We start from the raw sequence: 18394 nt of genomic DNA on the forward strand, positions 1-18394 counted from the left end.
ATACTCCTTTGTTAGACTTTCCTCGCTGATTACTTTTGGGAGGACGTTAGTGTGAAAGCTGGCAACCCCTTTGATTTATTATTACCGTCAGAAATGGCGAAAGTTGCTGAAGATGCAGGTGTCTATAAAGCAACGAAACACCCCTTCACCACATTTTTTCTGGCAATTACCGCTGGAGTCTTCATTTCCATCGCCTTTGCTTTCTATATTACTGCGACAACGGGTACGGCTGCTGTCCCATGGGGGCTGGCAAAACTGGTTGGTGGTATCTGCTTTTCACTGGGTCTGATGTTGGTTGTGGTTTGCGGTGCTGACCTGTTTACTTCCACTGTTCTCACCGTGGTTGCTAAAGCCAGCGGTCGTATCAGTTGGGCGCAGCTCGCACGCAACTGGATTATCGTCTACGTCGGTAACTTTATCGGTGCCATCTTATTTGTCGCTCTGATTTGGTTTGCCGGGCAATACATGGCGGCCAACGGTGCCTGGGGACTGAATGTCCTGCAAACCGCTGACCACAAAATGCACCATACCTTCACTGAAGCAGTCTGCCTTGGCATTTTGGCGAATCTGATGGTGTGCATGGCAGTATGGATGAGTTACTCCGGTCGTAGTCTGATGGATAAAATGTTTGCCATGGTACTGCCGGTTGCGATGTTTGTTGCCAGTGGATTTGAGCACAGCATCGCCAACATGTTTCTCGTCCCGATGGCGATCATCATTAAAGACTTTGCGACTCCCGAATTCTGGCAAGCTACCGGAGCAAGTGCAGAGCAGTTTTCGCACCTCACCGTTGGCCATTTTATTACCGATAACCTGATCCCGGTTACCCTGGGCAATATCATCGGTGGTGGTTTGCTTGTTGGTTTAACTTACTGGGTAATTTATCTGCGTGATGGCGATCATCACTGATTCACCCACTAACAGAATTTTGCAACCGTCGGTGTGATGTCACACGGCGGGAACGTACAACGAACTTCACGTTATAAGGTAGGTATCAAATGACCGAGCTTAATCAAAAAATGGCGACTGCCTGGGAAAGCTTTGCACAGGGCGAATGGCAGACCAGCGTTAACGTCCGTGACTTCATCCAGAAAAACTACACACCGTATGAAGGCGACGAAGCGTTCCTGGCCGGTGCCACTGAGGCAACAACTGCCCTGTGGGACAAAGTGATGGAAGGCATCAAACAAGAAAACCGCACTCATGCACCGGTTGACTTTGATACCGACCTGCCATCAACCATTACCTCTCATGATGCCGGCTATATCAATAAAAGCCTGGAAAAAATCGTTGGTCTGCAGACAGAAGCTCCACTGAAACGCGCGCTGATCCCTTTCGGCGGAATTAAAATGGTTGAAGGTTCGTGCAAAGTGTATGGCCGCGAACTTGATCCTACCGTGAAAAAAATCTTCACCGAATACCGTAAAACCCATAACCAGGGTGTATTCGATGTCTACACTCCAGATATTATGCGCTGCCGTAAATCAGGTGTGCTGACGGGTCTGCCTGACGCATACGGTCGTGGCCGTATCATTGGTGACTACCGCCGTGTAGCGCTGTACGGTATCGATGCATTGATGAAAGATAAATTCGCTCAGTTCACCTCACTGCAGAGCGATATGGAAAACGGTGTTAACCTGGAAGCGACAATTCGCCTGCGCGAAGAAATTGCCGACCAGCATCACGCACTCCAGCAGATTAAAGAGATGGCAGCAAAATATGGCTGTGATATCTCTGGTCCGGCTACCAATGCAAAAGAAGCGGTACAGTGGACCTACTTCGGTTACCTTGCTGCGGTGAAATCCCAGAACGGTGCAGCAATGTCCTTTGGTCGCGTATCGACCTTCCTGGATATCTACTTTGAACGCGACCTGAAAGCAGGCGTGATTAACGAGTTGGAAGCACAGGAACTGATCGACCACCTGGTGATGAAGCTGCGTATGGTACGTTTCCTGCGTACTCCTGAATACGATGAACTGTTCTCAGGTGACCCAATCTGGGCGACAGAATCACTGGCAGGTATGGGCGTTGACGGCCGTACCATGGTGACTAAAAACACCTTCCGTTTCCTGAATACCCTTTACACCATGGGTCCTTCACCGGAACCAAACATGACCATTCTGTGGTCTGAAAAACTGCCACTGAACTTCAAAAAATACGCGGCAAAAGTGTCCATCGATACCTCTTCTCTGCAGTATGAGAATGATGATCTGATGCGCCCTGATTTTGACAATGATGATTACGCTATTGCCTGCTGCGTAAGCCCGATGATCGTCGGCAAACAAATGCAGTTCTTCGGTGCACGTGCCAACCTGGCGAAAACCATGCTGTATGCCATTAACGGCGGCGTGGATGAAAAAATGAAAATGCAGGTTGGCCCAAAAGAAGCGCCAATGATGGATGAAGTGCTGGACTACGATAAAGTGATGAACCGTATGGATCACTTTATGGACTGGCTGGCAAAACAGTACGTCACTGCGCTGAATGTTATCCACTATATGCACGATAAATACAGCTATGAAGCGTCACTGATGGCACTGCATGACCGTGATGTTTACCGTACTATGGCTTGCGGTATCGCAGGTCTGTCCGTTGCGGCTGACTCCCTGTCTGCTATCAAATACGCCAAAGTATCCACCATTCGTGATGAAGATGGTCTGGCTGTAGACTTCAAAATCGAAGGTGAATACCCGCAGTTTGGTAACAACGATTCACGTGTGGATGACATTGCCTGCGACCTGGTTGAACGTTTCATGAAGAAAATTCAGAAACTGCAAACCTACCGTAATGCAGTGCCAACTCAATCCGTACTGACCATTACCTCTAACGTGGTGTATGGTAAGAAAACGGGTAATACCCCGGACGGACGTCGTGCTGGCGCACCATTCGGGCCAGGTGCAAACCCAATGCATGGTCGCGATCAGAAAGGTGCGGTTGCCTCTCTTACCTCGGTTGCAAAACTGCCGTTTGCTTACGCGAAAGATGGTATCTCTTACACCTTCTCCATCGTGCCAAACGCACTGGGCAAAAATGACGACGTACGCAAAACCAACCTTGCGGGTCTGATGGATGGTTACTTCCATCACGAAGCCAGCATCGAAGGTGGTCAACACTTGAACGTCAATGTGATGAACCGTGAAATGCTACTAGAAGCAATGGAGAACCCGGAAAAATACCCGCAGCTCACCATTCGCGTATCAGGCTATGCAGTACGCTTCAACTCACTGACTAAAGAGCAGCAGCAGGACGTGATTACACGTACCTTTACACAGTCTATGTAAGTCGCTGCGCTCTAAACAGGCTCCCGTAAGGGGGCCTGCTCACCACCAGCCGGTTTTGTCAGTCGCCTGATACGGACGCCTGCCAAAACAGACTTAACACAGCTAAAGACTGTGTCACCGTGGAGAATTCATCGCAATGTCAGTACTCGGTCGCATCCACTCTTTTGAATCCTGCGGGACCGTTGACGGCCCCGGCATCCGTTTTATCACCTTCTTCCAGGGCTGCCTGATGCGCTGCCTGTATTGCCATAACCGTGATACCTGGGATACGCACGGCGGCAAAGAAATCACCGTAGAAGAACTGATGAAAGACGTGGTGTCATATCGCCACTTCATGAATGCTTCTGGCGGTGGTGTTACCGCGTCAGGCGGGGAAGCTATCCTGCAAGCCGAATTCGTACGTGACTGGTTCCGTGCCTGTAAAGCTGAAGGGATTAATACCTGCCTGGATACTAACGGTTTTGTTCGCCGCTATGACCCGGTGATTGACGAACTGCTCGACGTTACCGATCTGGTGATGCTCGACCTTAAGCAGATCAATGATGATGTCCACCAGATTCTGGTCGGCGTATCCAACCACCGTACACTCGATTTTGCTCGTTATCTGTCCAAGCGTAACATTCGCACCTGGATCCGCTATGTTGTTGTGCCAGGCTATTCTGATGATGATGAATCGGCTCATCGTCTGGGTGAGTTCACACGCGATATGGGCAATGTTGAGAAAATCGAACTGCTGCCCTATCACGAACTGGGCAAACATAAGTGGGTGGCAATGGGGGAAGAGTACAAGCTGGACGGCGTTCATCCACCGAAAGCCGACACGATGGAACGGGTCAAAAGTATTCTCGAAAGCTACGGTCACTACGTGATGTATTAGCGGTTCGGACTCAATTTTAGTGATTAAAAAGGCTGGCCAGAAGGTCAGCCTTTTTAATGTCTGTTTTATGCGTGTGCCACAGGATTGACGTGGTGATCGGCCTTACGCAGCAACATCGCCAGATACACCATTGCGACCGCGGCAATCATTACAAACAGCAAGCGGTCTGAATAGCTTTGCATCAACATTGAGGTCATCGTCGGCCCCACCAGACTGCCAACGGTATAACTCAGCAGCAGCGCCTGATTCATCGCAACCAGTTCATGGTGGGCAACGGTTTCACACGCCCAGGACATCGCCACTGGATAAAGAGTAAAGCCTGCACAGCCGAGAATAAACAAGGCAGGTGCCATCGCAGCATTACTCAGCATCGCCAGAGCGCCGAGGATCACCACAAACACCTGCACCCGCAACACCAAAAGGCGCCCATAACGATCGGCAAGACGGCCTACCGGCCACTGGCCAATAATACCGGCGCTCACCAGTAACGCCATCCAGTAACCTACCGTTGAGTCACTCATCCCCTGATGCGAAAGGTAAAGCGGCATCAGACCATATAACGACCCCAGAACAATGCCTGAAATAATACAGCCATTGATACCAAGACGGGCATTACGGCGGCGCAGCATCGGCCACAGCCGCCCTGCAGGTGTTTCTTCGTCACCTTCCTGGCTGGCAGTGACACGACAAAAGACCAATGGCAGAACCGCAGCCAGTATCACACTGCTGACCCAGGGGAGAACGTGCATCAATTCAGTCGAGACTTTGCTGACCAGTAATTGCCCGATAACCGTGCCAATATAATAAATGATCATATAGGCAGCCAGCAGTCGTCCACGGTTACGCAGCGTCCCGTTACACAGCAGCGCACTTTCCACCACAACCCAGATCAGCGCACAGCCAATACCGGCCACAAAGCGCCATAGTGTCCAGGACCAGAAGCCGGTACCCAGCGCCAGTGCCAGCGTTGCCAGAGCAAAGACCAGAGAGGCGAGATAGTAGCTACGGTTAAAGCCATAGCGTTTGATCACCCAACCCGCCATCAGCGTTCCCAGCAGGTTCCCGCAGTAATATGACGAGCTGACCATCCCCACCTGCCAGGTCGGCAGTGCATCATGCGTGAGCCAGAGCGGCACCAGCGTATTGAGCACAGCAATAGAGACTGTTAGCAGCAGCAAGCCGCACAGCAGCACCAAAACAGGACGTGACCAGGTGGACATAGTAGTTGGGGGACCGAAAACGAGGGAGATTTTGCGCGCATCATGCCACTGAGTAGACGATTGGAAAAGCACAATAAAAAGGCAATAGCACGATTTGTAGCTACGCGATTTAAAATTTTTATCTTCAATGGCTTAGAGCTGTTTAGCAGAGGACTGTCGACGGAATTATCTTATTGAATTCACATGTAATAAGTCAGAATAGCATCACTATTATCCATCATTATTTTTGCTCAATCTCTGACAATAAAAAACCCGCCAGTGGCGGGTTTTTCAAAACACTGTTCAGGGCGACTTATCCTGCTGGTACAGCCTCGAACCTGTGCGTGGATCAGCCAATAAACTCCAGGCCTTTCATATACGGACGCAGAACATCCGGTACGGCGATACGGCCATCAGCCTGCTGGTAGTTTTCCAGCACCGCAACCAGAGTACGACCCACTGCCAGGCCAGAGCCATTCAGGGTGTGTACCAGGCGTGTTGCTTTCTCACCACGTGGACGGCAGCGCGCTTTCATACGACGCGCCTGGAAATCGCCCATATTGGAGCAGGACGAGATCTCACGGTAGGTATCCTGCGCTGGCAACCACACTTCCAGATCGTAGGTTTTGTGAGAACCAAAGCCCATGTCACCAGTACAGAGCAGTACTTTACGGTATGGCAGGTTCAGCAGTTGCAGCACTTTCTCTGCATGACCCACCAGTTCTTCCAGCGCATCCATTGAGTCTTCAGGGCGTGTAATATGCACCATTTCAACTTTATCGAACTGATGCATGCGGATCAGACCACGAGTGTCACGACCATACGCGCCAGCTTCGGAACGGAAACATGGCGTATGTGCGGTCATTTTGATCGGCAGTGATTCTTCTTCCAGAATCTCATCGCGTACCAGGTTGGTCAGCGGGACTTCGGAGGTCGGGATCAGAGCATAGTTGCTGCTGGAGGCTTCTTCTTCCAACGGACGTGTATGGAACAGGTCTTCGCCAAATTTAGGCAACTGGCCCGTGCCGTACAGGCTGGCATGATTCACCAGGTAAGGTACGTAGGTTTCCAGGTAGCCATGCTGCTCGGTATGCAGATCGAGCATGAACTGGCTCAAAGCACGATGCATCAGTGCAATCTGGCCTTTCATCACGATAAAACGTGAACCGGTCAGTTTAACTGCGGCGGCAAAATCGAGGCCTGCGGCCATTTCGCCCAGCTCAACGTGGTCGCGCACCGCGAAGTCAAACTTGCGCGGCTCACCCCAGCGACTGATTTCCTGGTTTTCACTGTCATCTTTGCCCAGTGGAACTACATCCGCAGGGATATTGGGAATGGCCATTGAAAAGTCATTGATGCTGGTCAACAGTGCATCCAGCTCTGCTTTTGCAGCGTCCAGGCGTTCGCCCAGTACGTTCACTTCCTGACGCAATGGCTCGATGTCTTCCCCACGTGCTTTGGCCTGCCCGATGGATTTGGATCGCGAGTTACGCTCTGCCTGCAGATTTTCAGTTTCGACCTGCAGTACTTTACGACGCTCTTCATGTGCGCGCAGCGTATCAACGTCCAGCTTATAGCCACGGCGTGCCAGTTTTTCAGCGACTGCGTCTGGCTCAGTACGCAGTAGATTGGGATCGAGCATGCTTGTCCTGTGATGATTGATTGAGTTAAAAAAGAAGGGGCGCACCGACATATCGAATGCGTTGAATTCATTGCTAACCTTACCGCAACGTCACTGTCAGCGGTAGCGTTTTGTCGGGCTATTTTGATCCTGTTCAATCAACCAGGCGAGCTTTTCACCAATCTTCCCTTCCAGCCCACGCGTGGTCGGATGGTAATAGCGGGTTTGTGCCATTTGCGCCGGGAAATAGTCCTCACCTGCTGCATACGCGTTAGGTTCATCGTGGGCATAACGGTATTCCGCTCCCAGCCCCATTTCTTTCATCAGTTTGGTTGGCGCATTACGTAAATGTTCAGGAACATCATAATCCGGGCTTTCACGCGCATCACGCATGGCCGCTTTGAAAGCGTTATACACCGCGTTGCTTTTTGGCGCGCAGGCCAGGTAAACAATCGCCTGGGCGATCGCCCGCTCACCTTCTGCCGGGCCGACACGAGTAAAACAATCCCAGGCAGAGATCGCTACCTGCATGCCACGCGGATCCGCGTTGCCAACATCTTCGGAGGCGATAGCCAGCAAACGTCGCGCGACATACAGCGGATCACCGCCTGCGGTAATGATCCGTGCATACCAGTAAAGTGCCGCATCCGGGGCCGACCCCCGCACTGATTTGTGCAGCGCCGATATGAGATCGTAGAAACGGTCACCTTTATTATCAAAGCGTGCGCTACGCTCGCCAGACACTTCATTGAGCAACTGCGGCGTCAGTTCACGCTTGCCTTTGCTATTCACCTCAGCCATATCGGCCATCATTTCCAGCGTATTCAGCGCGCGGCGCGCATCGCCGTTGACCAGCTCAGCAATCATATTGCGGGTATTTTCAGGCAGGATGATGTTGTCATTACCATAGCCACGCTCACCGTCTTGCATCGCCTGGTTCAGCACGGCAGCAATGTCTTCCGTGGTCAGAGATTTCAACAGATACACGCGGGCACGCGATAACAGCGCTGAATTCAGTTCGAATGAGGGATTTTCCGTTGTGGCACCGATAAAGGTAATGGTGCCATCTTCAATATGTGGCAGAAAAGCATCTTGCTGGCTTTTATTAAAACGGTGAACTTCATCAACAAACAGGATGGTACGCCGACCTGCATTGCGGTTTTGCCGCGCACGCTCAATCGCCTCACGGATCTCTTTCACCCCGGAGGTGACAGCGGAAATGCGCTCAACGTCAGCCTGTCCATAGTGACCGATAATTTCGGCCAGCGTGGTTTTCCCCGTCCCCGGCGGTCCCCATAGAATCATCGAGTGAAGATGACCCGCCTCAATAGCGCGCGGCAGCGGTTTACCCGCTGCCAGCAGATGCTGTTGGCCAATATACTCGGCCAGCGTACGTGGCCGCATACGCGCGGCCAGAGGCTGAAACTCATTACGGGAAAAGTCGAGGGACAGGTTACTCACGCAAACCTCACTGACGCTGGTCGTCCACAGTCACACCCTGAGGTGGCGTAAATTTGAACTTATCGGCACTGATGCTGCCATTTTGCTGGCTTTTCAGCGTATAGCTACTGCGCTGCCCATCCTGCTCTACCGCGCTGAACTGATTGATGGTGCCATTGGTCGCCACGTTGATGGTGAACTGCTTCAGGTTGCCATCAGCATTTTTTGGCGTCAGAGAGAAGTCATCCCCTTTTTGCGCAACGTTGTATTGCTTCCAGTCACTCGCCTGGTTACGTGCAATCAGCATAAAGGGGGTATTGCTGGTGGCATCTTTCACCCAGCTGGCGCTAACCTGCTCAACAAACGGATTGTAGAACCATAACGTTTTACCATCGGAAATCAGGGTGCTTTCATCCGGCGCTGTCATATGCCAGTTGAACAGGTTCGGACGCTGAACCCACATCTCACCTTCGCCATCCTGCACCGATGCACCGGTGCTGTCGGTTACTTTTTGACTAAACGTGGCATGGAAACTTTTCACCTTATCCAGGCGTTGCTGCAAATCGCCAGATGCATCAGCCCAGGCGGTAACCGAGGAAAAAGCAGCCAACACACAGCAGGAAATCATTAATTTTTTCATTACGGCATCCTTATTGAAACTCTTGTATCCCGTTCGGGTTAAGCGTGACGTGGATAACTTTAGCCAGGCGCTGATAACAACAACAGGAGAAAAAACTGAATCTCCCAGTCCGTACCCTACAAATATTGGGACTGCTGTCAGGAATTCAACGGGCCAGGCAGTGCCTGACCCGTTGATGGTGAGCGAAACAAGAAGACTTAACGCTCATGCGGAGGTGGTGCCAGCACCTCGCGGTTCCCGTTATGCCCCGGTGACGAAACAATTCCCTGCGCTTCCATCTGTTCAATGATACGCGCAGCACGGTTATAACCGATACGGAATTGCCGCTGAACGCCGGAAATCGAGGCGCGACGCTTGTCGACAACGAACTCAACGGCCTGGTCGAACAACTGGTCCAGTTCTTCGTCACCGTCAACGCCACCCGCACCCGATTCAGTATCGTCGCCGCCGCTAAGGATACCTTCTTTATACTGAGGACGTTCGCGTGCCTTCCAGTCTTTCACGACGGCATGCACTTCCTGGTCGCGAACAAAGGCACCATGGACTCGGACCGGAATAGAAGAGTTAGGTGCCAGATACAGCATGTCACCCATGCCCAGCAAAGATTCTGCACCCGACTGATCGAGAATGGTACGTGAGTCAATTTTACTGGATACCGTAAAGGCAATACGTGTCGGAATATTGGCCTTAATCAGACCGGTGATCACATCCACAGAAGGTCGCTGTGTGGCCAGCACCAGATGAATCCCCGCCGCACGTGCTTTCTGTGCCAGACGTGCGATCAGCTCTTCCACTTTTTTGCCGACGGTCATGATCAGGTCTGCAAACTCATCCACCATCACCACGATATAAGGCTCTTTTTCCAGTACCGGTGGTGTCATATCCATGCTGTCGGTTGGCTTCCAGAACGGGTCAGGGATGGGACGCCCCATCGCCTCAGCCATATCCACCTTCTCGTTATAGCCCGCGATGTTACGCACACCCAGTGCCGACATCAGCTTGTAACGACGCTCCATCTCAACCACACACCAGCGCAACGCATTGGCCGCATCTTTCATGTCGGTGACCACATCGGTTAACAGATGTGGAATGCCTTCATACACCGACAATTCGAGCATTTTCGGGTCGATCATAATAAAGCGCACTTCTTTTGGCGTGGCTTTATACAAGATACTGAGGATCATGGCATTAACGCCTACCGACTTACCGGAACCGGTCGTACCGGCAACCAGCAAGTGAGGCATTTTGCCCAAATCGGCTACCACTGGATCGCCGGAAATATCTTTGCCCAGCACAATCGACAACGGGGAGGGATTATCACGGAATGCCGGGCAATCCAGCACTTCTCGCAGATAAACCGTCTGGCGATTCAGATTAGGCAACTCCAGCCCCACATATGGACGGCCAGGGATGACTTCCACCACACGCACGGCAACAGCTGACAATGAGCGAGCCAGATCCCGCGACAGGTTAGAGATACGCGCAGCTTTTACGCCCGGCGCCAAATCCAGCTCAAAGCGGGTGATAACCGGACCCGGTGAGTACCCAACCACCTCAGCCTTCACGCGATAGTCAGCCAGCCGCGCCTCAATCAAACGAGCGGTCTGCTCAAGCGCAAACTGGTCTACCGGTTCCGTTTCGGCTGGCGGCGACGCTAACAAATCGAGCGTTGGCAGCGGCGTGGTTGGTTTGTACGTTGGCTGCTCATGACGCATCAGGAACGGATGGATCAAACTGTCCATATCCGGTTCTTGCGGCTTCACTGGCTGGGCCGTCACAGGAGGTGCAGCAGCGGGTTGCCAGGCAGGAGAAGTCTGCGCAATGGGAGCCTGCGGTTGCGCCTCTTCGGGCTGTTGCCACTGTGACTGAACGGGGGCAACGGACTCTGTTTCCGGTGCTGCCGACAGCGTAAACAATGGCTCAGTCGGGCCGTCATTGACCAGATCGTCCATCGGTGAGAAATCGAAAGCACCGGAGGTATCAAGCGTAAAGGTTGGGCTTTGGCCTGACGTTTCGGCGGCATAACGCTGCTGCTGCTGTTCAGCAAACTGACGCGCCAGCGCCGCCTGTTGCAGTGCTTCTTCATCTTCAGCAGCAAACTCTTCGCCGTAACGCTGCTGTTCCCGTGCCAGGAACGCTTCACGTAGCTGTGCCTGTTCCGCATCATCCTGCTCGTCAGGCGTGACAGCCTGCCAGGCATCTCCTTCAGCAACCTCTGGCTGCAGGGACTCCTGCTCTTTGGCTTTTTCTTCCGCCATGCGCTGCGAAGGCAACTTAATGCCGTAAGAAGCCAATTCGCGGCGTGTCGGCAATTTTACTGGATTTGGGCGCGGCAGTTCAGGGCCGATACCCTGCTTAACCTGGGGATTAAGATCGTCGCCACTGGTTGCCGTAAAGCCCGGCATAAACGGCATATTACTGCTGGCTGACTGTGCAACAGCACCAAGCGCAGCTCCGGTTGCAGCAGCAGCTACTGAGGCTGGATGAGAGGCATGTGGTGTGGAGAAATCAAACGGCGAAGCCGCTGAGGTATCCTGCCAGTTGCCCATCTGCGGACCGTCTTCTTCATCAACCGGTAGCGAAGGCGCTGGCGTCCTGGCTTCTGCTGGCACTTCAAAACGATAGAGCGATGGTTGTGGCGGTGCCACTGGTGTGGAAACCTGCACCTCAGCCTGGGCTGCGTATTCCTGAGCAGGAGCAATGACCGGCGCAACGGGGGCAATCGCAGATTGCTGCGCAGGAACCGAAACAACATCGCTGGATGTCGGTTTGGCCAGCAGCGGATCGTCCTGCTCGCCCTCCTCATCATCTGCGTGAACGGGCTGTGGTTTCGTCAGCAGTACGTCGTCGTGATCGTCAGCATGCATCGGTGCACTGCGTACCGCTACCGGCGCATCCACTTCATCTTCATCGTCTTCTTCATGCCATTTCTCATCAGCACGTGAGCGATTACTGGCGAAAGTCAGTACTCCCATCACCACGCCACCAATCTTCTCGGCAATCGTCAGCCATGACCAGCCGGTATAGAGCGTCAGCCCCGCTGCCCAAATGCACAGCAGGGTTAGCGTGCCGCCCGGCCCGCTAAAATAGGGAGCCATCGCATTGCTTAACAAGCTCCCAATCACACCACCCGACGCAAAATACCAAATATCGTCAGCATTCAATGCGGCCAGACCACAGGAAGTAACCACCAGCGCCAGCACGCCAATCATGCGCAAACCAACGGCAAAATAGTCAATGTAATCCTGGAAGTGGCGTCGGCTGAACGTGATCCAGCACAGGCCTAAAATCACGGGAGGAAGCGCATAAGCCATCACGCCAAAGATGAAGAATAGCGTATCTGCAAGCCACGCCCCAACGCCACCACCGATGTTGTGGATAGGTTCGTGCCAGGCGGTTTGTGACCAACTGGGATCGGAAGGATTGAAGCTCACCAGCGCCACCATCAGATAAATGGCGAAAAGAGCAACAACAATTAATAGCGCTTCCAGCAGGCGACGCCCGCTGCTCAACGGTTCTAACGAAACGTCTTTATCTTCTGTGTATTCCTGGCTCAAGAGTACTCTCCAGGTGCCTGTAAACTATGGAGGTAACAGCGCCGGGCATGCCCGGCGCTGAACCTGTATGAATTCACAGGAGTGTACCGAAAACTAACAGGTTTTGCACCTGCCCTGTGTTACCGGGTTTTAATCACTAACCGGTTACTTTGTTTCACTTCTTCCATGACCACATAAGTACGGGTATCGTTCACACCCGGCAGACGTAGCAAGGTTTCGCCCAGCAATTTACGGTACGCAGACATATCTGGAACACGGGTTTTTAGCAGATAGTCAAAATCACCGGAAACGAGGTGACACTCTTGAGTTTCCTCAAGTTTTTGTACTGCGGCGTTAAACTGCTCAAACACATCAGGCGCACCACGATTCAGAGTAATCTCAACGAATACCAGAAGTGATGCATCCAGATAGTGCGGATTTAACTGAGCAGTGTAGCCGAGAATGAAGTTCTGTCGCTCCAGACGGCGAACGCGCTCAAGGCACGGCGTGGGTGATAGGCCTACGCGCTTGGAAAGCTCGACGTTAGAAATACGCCCATCTTTCTGCAGTTCATTCAGGATGTTGCGGTCAATTCTGTCGAGATCTTTACCCGGCCGTTTTTTATTGTCTACCATTATTATTGTCTCTCTTAAATTTCTTCCCTTTACCTGCCATACCCTGAACGACTCAATGTAACAGGGTTGATCTAAGTGAAGACATCGAGCCTGTCGCGGTATTAAACGCTCTATCTGCATGACGCATGTTGTCTGTCCACACCATGCGTCATTCCAAATAACAGGCTGAGTATATCGGGCGATAAACGCAAAATCCGGGATGAAACCCTGACTTAGGTGACCAAATACACTCTGCTTCCCATAATGTTTTCGCAAAAGCGCAGCCGATTGTCAAAGCAAAACAAACAAAATCAGTACAACATGCCAAAGCGAATGCTGTCTCTCTGTTTTTCAATGACAATTTTGTCGCCAAAATGACAAAAAATGGCTGAAATGCTATTTTTCCACCCTCACCCTGTCATACGGACAACGATTGGCCAGACCTTTTTCATTAATTGTTAACAAAATCGCAGAATGCTTTTTTTGCCTCGCTAAATTCCCTACAATCCGGGTATAGGTTTGCCAGTCAATTAATGAGGGTCTCATGGGTACGGCTAAACACAGTAAATTACTGATTCTGGGCTCGGGCCCGGCAGGTTATACCGCTGCCGTGTATGCAGCCCGCGCTAACCTCAACCCGGTGCTGATCACCGGTCTGGAAAAAGGGGGTCAGCTGACCACCACCACCGACGTGGAAAACTGGCCAGGCGATCCGAACGAGCTGACCGGGCCACTGCTGATGGAACGCATGCACGAGCACGCGGTGAAATTTAACACCGAGATCATTTTCGATCATATCCACAGCGTGGATCTGCAAAACCGCCCGTTCCGGCTGACCGGCGATGAAGGTGTGTACACTGCTGATGCACTGATTATTGCTACCGGTGCATCCGCTCGTTACCTGGGTCTGCCTTCAGAGGAAGCGTTCAAAGGTCGCGGTGTTTCAGCCTGCGCCACCTGTGACGGTTTCTTCTACCGTAACCAAAAAGTCGCGGTGATTGGCGGTGGTAACACCGCAGTGGAAGAAGCGCTTTATCTGGCGAATATCGCCGCCGAAGTGCATCTGATCCACCGTCGCGATAGCTTCCGTGCGGAAAAAATCCTGATTGACCGTCTGAATGAAAAGGTCAAAAACGGCAATATCGTGCTGCATACTGACCACACGCTGGATGAAGTGCTGGGCGATCAGATGGGCGTCAGCTCATTGCGTCTGCGCTCCACCAAAGACGATCAGACTAAAACACTGGAAGTCGCAGGCTTGTTCGTTGCTATCGGTCACAGCCCGAACACCGCTATCTTTAATGGTCAGTTAGCACTGGAAAATGGTTACATCAAAGTCCAGTCCGGACTTCAGGGTAATGCCACGCAGACCAGCATTCCGGGCGTATTCGCCGCAGGTGATGTGATGGACCATATTTACCGCCAGGCGATTACCTCTGCCGGAACGGGCTGTATGGCCGCCCTGGACGCAGAGCGTTATCTTGACGGTTTAGTTAAAAATAATCAGTAAGTTGTTAAAACTCTGAGCTAATCTTGCCTAAGGCGACGAGCAATTGTCGCCTTTTTATCCTCCGCATTGTAACATTGCCGCGCTTGACACCTATCTTCCTGGGGCCTTTGCCTCACTACTGTTTACGTCAGGGCAATACGGCAACAGATGAATAAAACACGACAACAACAACTCACCCGCTGGCTGAAAAGTCAGAGTGTGCATGGCCATCGCTGGCTGCGCCTCTCATACCTGCTAGGCACATTGAGCGCCCTGCTGATCTTAGCCCAGGCCTGGTTTCTTGCCTCGCTGCTTCAGGCCCTGCTGATTGACCATCAGCCGCGTGATAGCCAGCTGCTGCATTTTATTCTGCTACTGGCCTGCTTTGCGGGTCGTGCCTTTCTGGCATGGCTGCGCGAAAAGATCGGTTTCAAAACCGGCCAGGCTATCCGCCAGACCCTGCGCCGTCAGGTATTGAACCGTCTGTCTGATCTCGGGCCCGCCTGGATTCAGGGTAAACCCGCCGGGAGCTGGGCCACATTGCTGCTGGAACAGATTGAGGAGATGCAGGATTACTATGCGCGCTATTTGCCGCAGATGATGCTGGCGGGGATCATCCCATTGCTGGTACTGATCCTGCTGTTCCCGGTGAACTGGGCAGCCTCGCTGATCCTGCTGGCGACTGCACCATTGATCCCCTTATTTATGGCAATGGTGGGAATGGGTGCTGCCGATGCAAACCGCCGTAACTTTCAGGCACTGGCACGTCTGAGCGGTCAGTTCCTTGACCGTCTGCGCGGGCTGGAAACGTTACGTCTGTTTCACCGCGCACAGGCTGAAACCGCCACCATCGCAGAAGCGTCCGAGCAGTTCCGTCTGCGCACCATGGAAGTGCTGCGCATGGCGTTTCTGTCCTCGGCGGTGCTGGAGTTCTTCGCGTCAATCTCCATTGCCCTGATCGCGGTCTATTTCGGTTTCTCTTATCTTGGCGTCTTCAATTTTGGTCACTACAGCACCCCGGTTACCCTGTTTGCCGGGTTCCTCGTGCTGATACTCGCCCCTGAATTTTACCAGCCACTGCGTGACCTTGGGACTTACTACCATGCCAAGGCACAGGCGATTGGCGCCGCCGATGCGCTGCAAACCTTCCTTGAAGAGAGTGAGTCTGCCTCAGTTGAACGTGGATCGCTGACTCCGGACCTGAGTAATGGATTGAGTCTGGTGGCCCAGGATCTGGTCATCACTACGGCAGAAGGCACACCGCTTGCGGGTCCACTGAGTTTTACTTTACAACCGGGACAACGCGTGGCGCTGGTCGGGCAAAGCGGTGCGGGCAAAACTTCGCTGATGAATGTGCTGCTCGGCTACCTGCCCTATCGCGGTTCGCTGCTGATTAATGGCACAGAGCTGCGAGATATCGCTCTGCCGCACTGGCAGCTGCAGCTGGCCTGGGTGGGCCAAAACCCGCACCTTCCCGCCGGTACACTGCGGCAGAACATTTTGCTGAGCGGTAATAGCGATGAAGCCCGTCTGCACCAGGTGCTGGCACTGGCTGGTGTGAATGAATTCCTCTCACAGTTACCCGCGGGTCTTGACAGTGAAACCGGTGATCAGGCTGCGGGGCTTTCTGTTGGCCAGGCGCAGCGTGTTGCCGTTGCACGTGCGTTGATGAAGCCCTGCCAGCTGCTGCTGCTGGATGAACCTGATGCCAGCCTCGATGCGCACAGTGAACAGCATGTTAACCACGCGCTGTTACAGGCTTCTCATGCCCAGAGTACGCTGTTGATCACCCACCAGCTCGATCGCCTGGATCAGTGGGATGAAATCTGGCTGATGCGCAAAGGCGAAATTGTTCAGACAGGAAGCTGGGAGGCTCTGGCCCATCAACCAGGCCCATTTGCAGACCTGATGGCCCAGCGAGGAGGATCGCTCGAATGAAAACCCTGCTGCCGTTTTTAAGACTCTATCGTCGCCATATCCTGCGGTTACTGGCGGGCATTGTGCTGGCTGTGCTGACGCTACTGGCCAGTATCGGCCTGCTGACGCTGTCGGGCTGGTTCCTCGCCGCGACGTCTCTGGCGGGCGTCGCCGGGATCTACAGCTTTAACTATATGCTTCCTGCCGCCGGGGTTCGCGGCACGGCAATCAGCCGTACGGTGGCACGCTACCTGGAGCGCCTGGTCAGCCACGACACTACCTTCCGTGTGCTTCAGCATCTGCGGGTATTCACCTTCAGCAAGCTGCTGCCGCTCTCTCCTGCCGGTATCGCCCGTTTCCGTGAAGGCGATTTGCTCAACCGTCTGGTGGCGGATGTGGATACGCTGGATCATCTCTATCTGCGTGTCATTTCACCGTTGGTGGGGGCGCTGGCCGTCATTGTGGTGGTGACGATCGGCCTGAGCTGGCTGGATACCAGTCTGGCACTGACCCTTGGCGCACTGATGCTGCTGACGCTGATTGTTATCCCTCCTGTGTTTTACCGTGCCGGGCTGCCGGTAGGCGCTGATTTAACTCGCCTGCGTGGCGAATATCGCAGCGGCCTGACCCGCTGGCTTCAGGGGCAAGCCGAATTAAGTCTGTATGGGGCTGCCAGCCAGTTCCGCAGCACAATGAATGCCACCGAGCAGAACTGGCTGGCTGCGCAACAGCGTCAGGCGAGCCTGACCGGGATGTCTCAGGGACTGGTGATGTTGATGGGTGGCATCGCCGTCACGCTGCTGTTGTGGTTAAGTGCTGTTGGCATCGGCGGCGATCCTTATCCTGGTGCTTACATTGCGCTGTTTGTCTTCTGTGCGCTGGCGGCCTTTGAAGCGCTGGCACCGGTCGGTACTGCATTCCAGCATCTCGGCCACGTTATCGCCTCAGCAAAACGCGTTTCACAGATTATCGAACAGCGACCGGCCGTTAACTTCACAGCGGAAAGTGGAACATTACAGAGTGCTGGTGCGGCGCTGAGCCTGAGTGATGTCAGCTTCCGTTACGGCGAAGGCCCGTACGCCCTTGCCGGGCTGACGCTTGAGATTGGCGCTGGCGAACATATCGCCCTGCTCGGTCGGACTGGCTGCGGCAAGTCCACGCTGTTGCAACTACTCACCCGCGCCTGGGATCCGCAACAAGGGACTATCCTGTTGAATGGTCAACCGCTGACTGACTGGAGTGAAGCCGATTTACGTGCCCGCACCAGCGTGGTCACCCAGCGTGTGCATCTGTTCAGCGCCAGCCTGCGTGACAATCTGCTGCTGGCCGCACCGGCATTCCGCGATGAGCAGCTGTGTGATGCCCTTCATCAGGTCGGGCTGGAGACACTGCTGGATAATGATCAGGGACTCAATGCCTGGCTGGGTGAAGGCGGTCGTCAGCTTTCCGGTGGGGAGCTGCGCCGACTGGGTCTGGCGCGCGCGTTGCTGCACGGCGGCGATTTAATGTTACTGGATGAACCGACGGAAGGCCTGGATGCGGAAACCGAACAGCAGATCCTGGCTTTGCTGCGCCAGGTCGCCCGCGGGAAAACCCTGATTATGGTGACGCACCGTCTGCGGGGTCTGGCACATTTCGATCGAATTTGTGTTATGGATAGCGGCCAGATTATTGAACAAGGCAATCACCAGGAATTAGTCTCAAAACAGGGCCGATACTGGACATTTCTGCAGCGCTTTGCGCTATAGTCATTACCTCTCGTGCTGATGAGTATTGCCCG

12 protein-coding genes are annotated in these 18394 nt (G+C 53.3%); 6 read left to right on the forward strand and 6 right to left on the reverse strand.

Going from position 1 to position 18394, the window contains the following annotated elements; all coding sequences use genetic code 11:
- Positions 1-51: 51 nt before the first annotated feature.
- The 3 genes from focA (at position 52) to pflA (ending at position 4158) form a co-directional block, all read left to right on the forward strand.
- The gene (focA, locus tag FVB43_RS23300; RefSeq protein ID WP_159337134.1) at positions 52-909 is read left to right on the forward strand and encodes a formate transporter FocA; all 858 of its coding nucleotides are present in this window, start codon (positions 52-54) and stop codon (positions 907-909) included.
- Between the two features lie 89 nt (positions 910-998).
- Positions 999-3281, forward strand: a complete 2283-nt coding sequence (gene pflB, locus FVB43_RS23305; RefSeq protein ID WP_133841040.1) for a formate C-acetyltransferase — start codon at positions 999-1001, stop codon at positions 3279-3281.
- A 136-nt stretch (positions 3282-3417) separates the two neighbouring features.
- A complete protein-coding gene (pflA, locus tag FVB43_RS23310; RefSeq protein ID WP_133841041.1) occupies positions 3418-4158 on the forward strand; it encodes a pyruvate formate lyase 1-activating protein in 741 nt (246 codons plus the stop codon).
- Positions 4159-4223: 65 nt separating this feature from the next.
- Here pflA and FVB43_RS23315 read toward each other — a convergent pair whose 3' ends face one another.
- The 6 genes from FVB43_RS23315 to lrp all read right to left on the reverse strand — a co-directional run bounded on the left by FVB43_RS23315 (position 4224) and on the right by lrp (position 13229).
- Entirely contained in the window at positions 4224-5378 is a 1155-nt protein-coding gene (locus FVB43_RS23315) for an MFS transporter (protein WP_167864861.1), read from the reverse strand.
- A 328-nt stretch (positions 5379-5706) separates the two neighbouring features.
- Positions 5707-6999: a serine--tRNA ligase gene (serS, locus tag FVB43_RS23320; RefSeq protein WP_133841043.1), complete on the reverse strand. Its 1293-nt coding sequence runs from the start codon at positions 6997-6999 to the stop codon at positions 5707-5709.
- A 96-nt stretch (positions 7000-7095) separates the two neighbouring features.
- Positions 7096-8439, reverse strand: coding sequence for a replication-associated recombination protein A (locus FVB43_RS23325; RefSeq protein ID WP_167864862.1), 1344 nt, complete (start codon positions 8437-8439; stop codon positions 7096-7098).
- A gap of 7 nt (positions 8440-8446) precedes the next feature.
- Positions 8447-9058 carry an outer membrane lipoprotein periplasmic chaperone LolA gene (gene lolA / locus FVB43_RS23330; protein WP_167864863.1) on the reverse strand — a complete coding sequence of 204 codons (612 nt, stop codon included), beginning with the start codon at positions 9056-9058 and terminating at the stop codon, positions 8447-8449.
- 197 nt (positions 9059-9255) lie between these two features.
- On the reverse strand, positions 9256-12615 hold the full coding sequence (locus FVB43_RS23335) for a DNA translocase FtsK 4TM domain-containing protein (protein WP_133841046.1): 3360 nt from the start codon (positions 12613-12615) through the stop codon (positions 9256-9258).
- A gap of 119 nt (positions 12616-12734) precedes the next feature.
- On the reverse strand, positions 12735-13229 hold the full coding sequence (gene lrp / locus FVB43_RS23340) for a leucine-responsive transcriptional regulator Lrp (protein ID WP_133841047.1): 495 nt from the start codon (positions 13227-13229) through the stop codon (positions 12735-12737).
- Between the two features lie 523 nt (positions 13230-13752).
- On the opposite strand from lrp, the gene trxB reads away from it, so the two are divergent.
- The 3 genes from trxB (at position 13753) to cydC (ending at position 18362) form a co-directional block, all read left to right on the forward strand.
- On the forward strand, positions 13753-14718 hold the full coding sequence (gene trxB / locus FVB43_RS23345; protein ID WP_159337136.1) for a thioredoxin-disulfide reductase: 966 nt from the start codon (positions 13753-13755) through the stop codon (positions 14716-14718).
- A 147-nt stretch (positions 14719-14865) separates the two neighbouring features.
- A complete protein-coding gene (gene cydD / locus FVB43_RS23350) occupies positions 14866-16635 on the forward strand; it encodes a heme ABC transporter permease/ATP-binding protein CydD (RefSeq protein WP_133841049.1) in 1770 nt (589 codons plus the stop codon).
- The gene (cydC, locus tag FVB43_RS23355) at positions 16632-18362 is read left to right on the forward strand and encodes a heme ABC transporter ATP-binding protein/permease CydC (protein WP_167864864.1); all 1731 of its coding nucleotides are present in this window, start codon (positions 16632-16634) and stop codon (positions 18360-18362) included. Before cydD ends, cydC begins: the two co-directional genes overlap by 4 nt.
- Positions 18363-18394 lie beyond the last annotated feature (32 nt).

The sequence above is a fragment of the Erwinia rhapontici genome, assembly GCF_012271765.1.
Classification (GTDB): domain Bacteria; phylum Pseudomonadota; class Gammaproteobacteria; order Enterobacterales; family Enterobacteriaceae; genus Erwinia; species Erwinia rhapontici.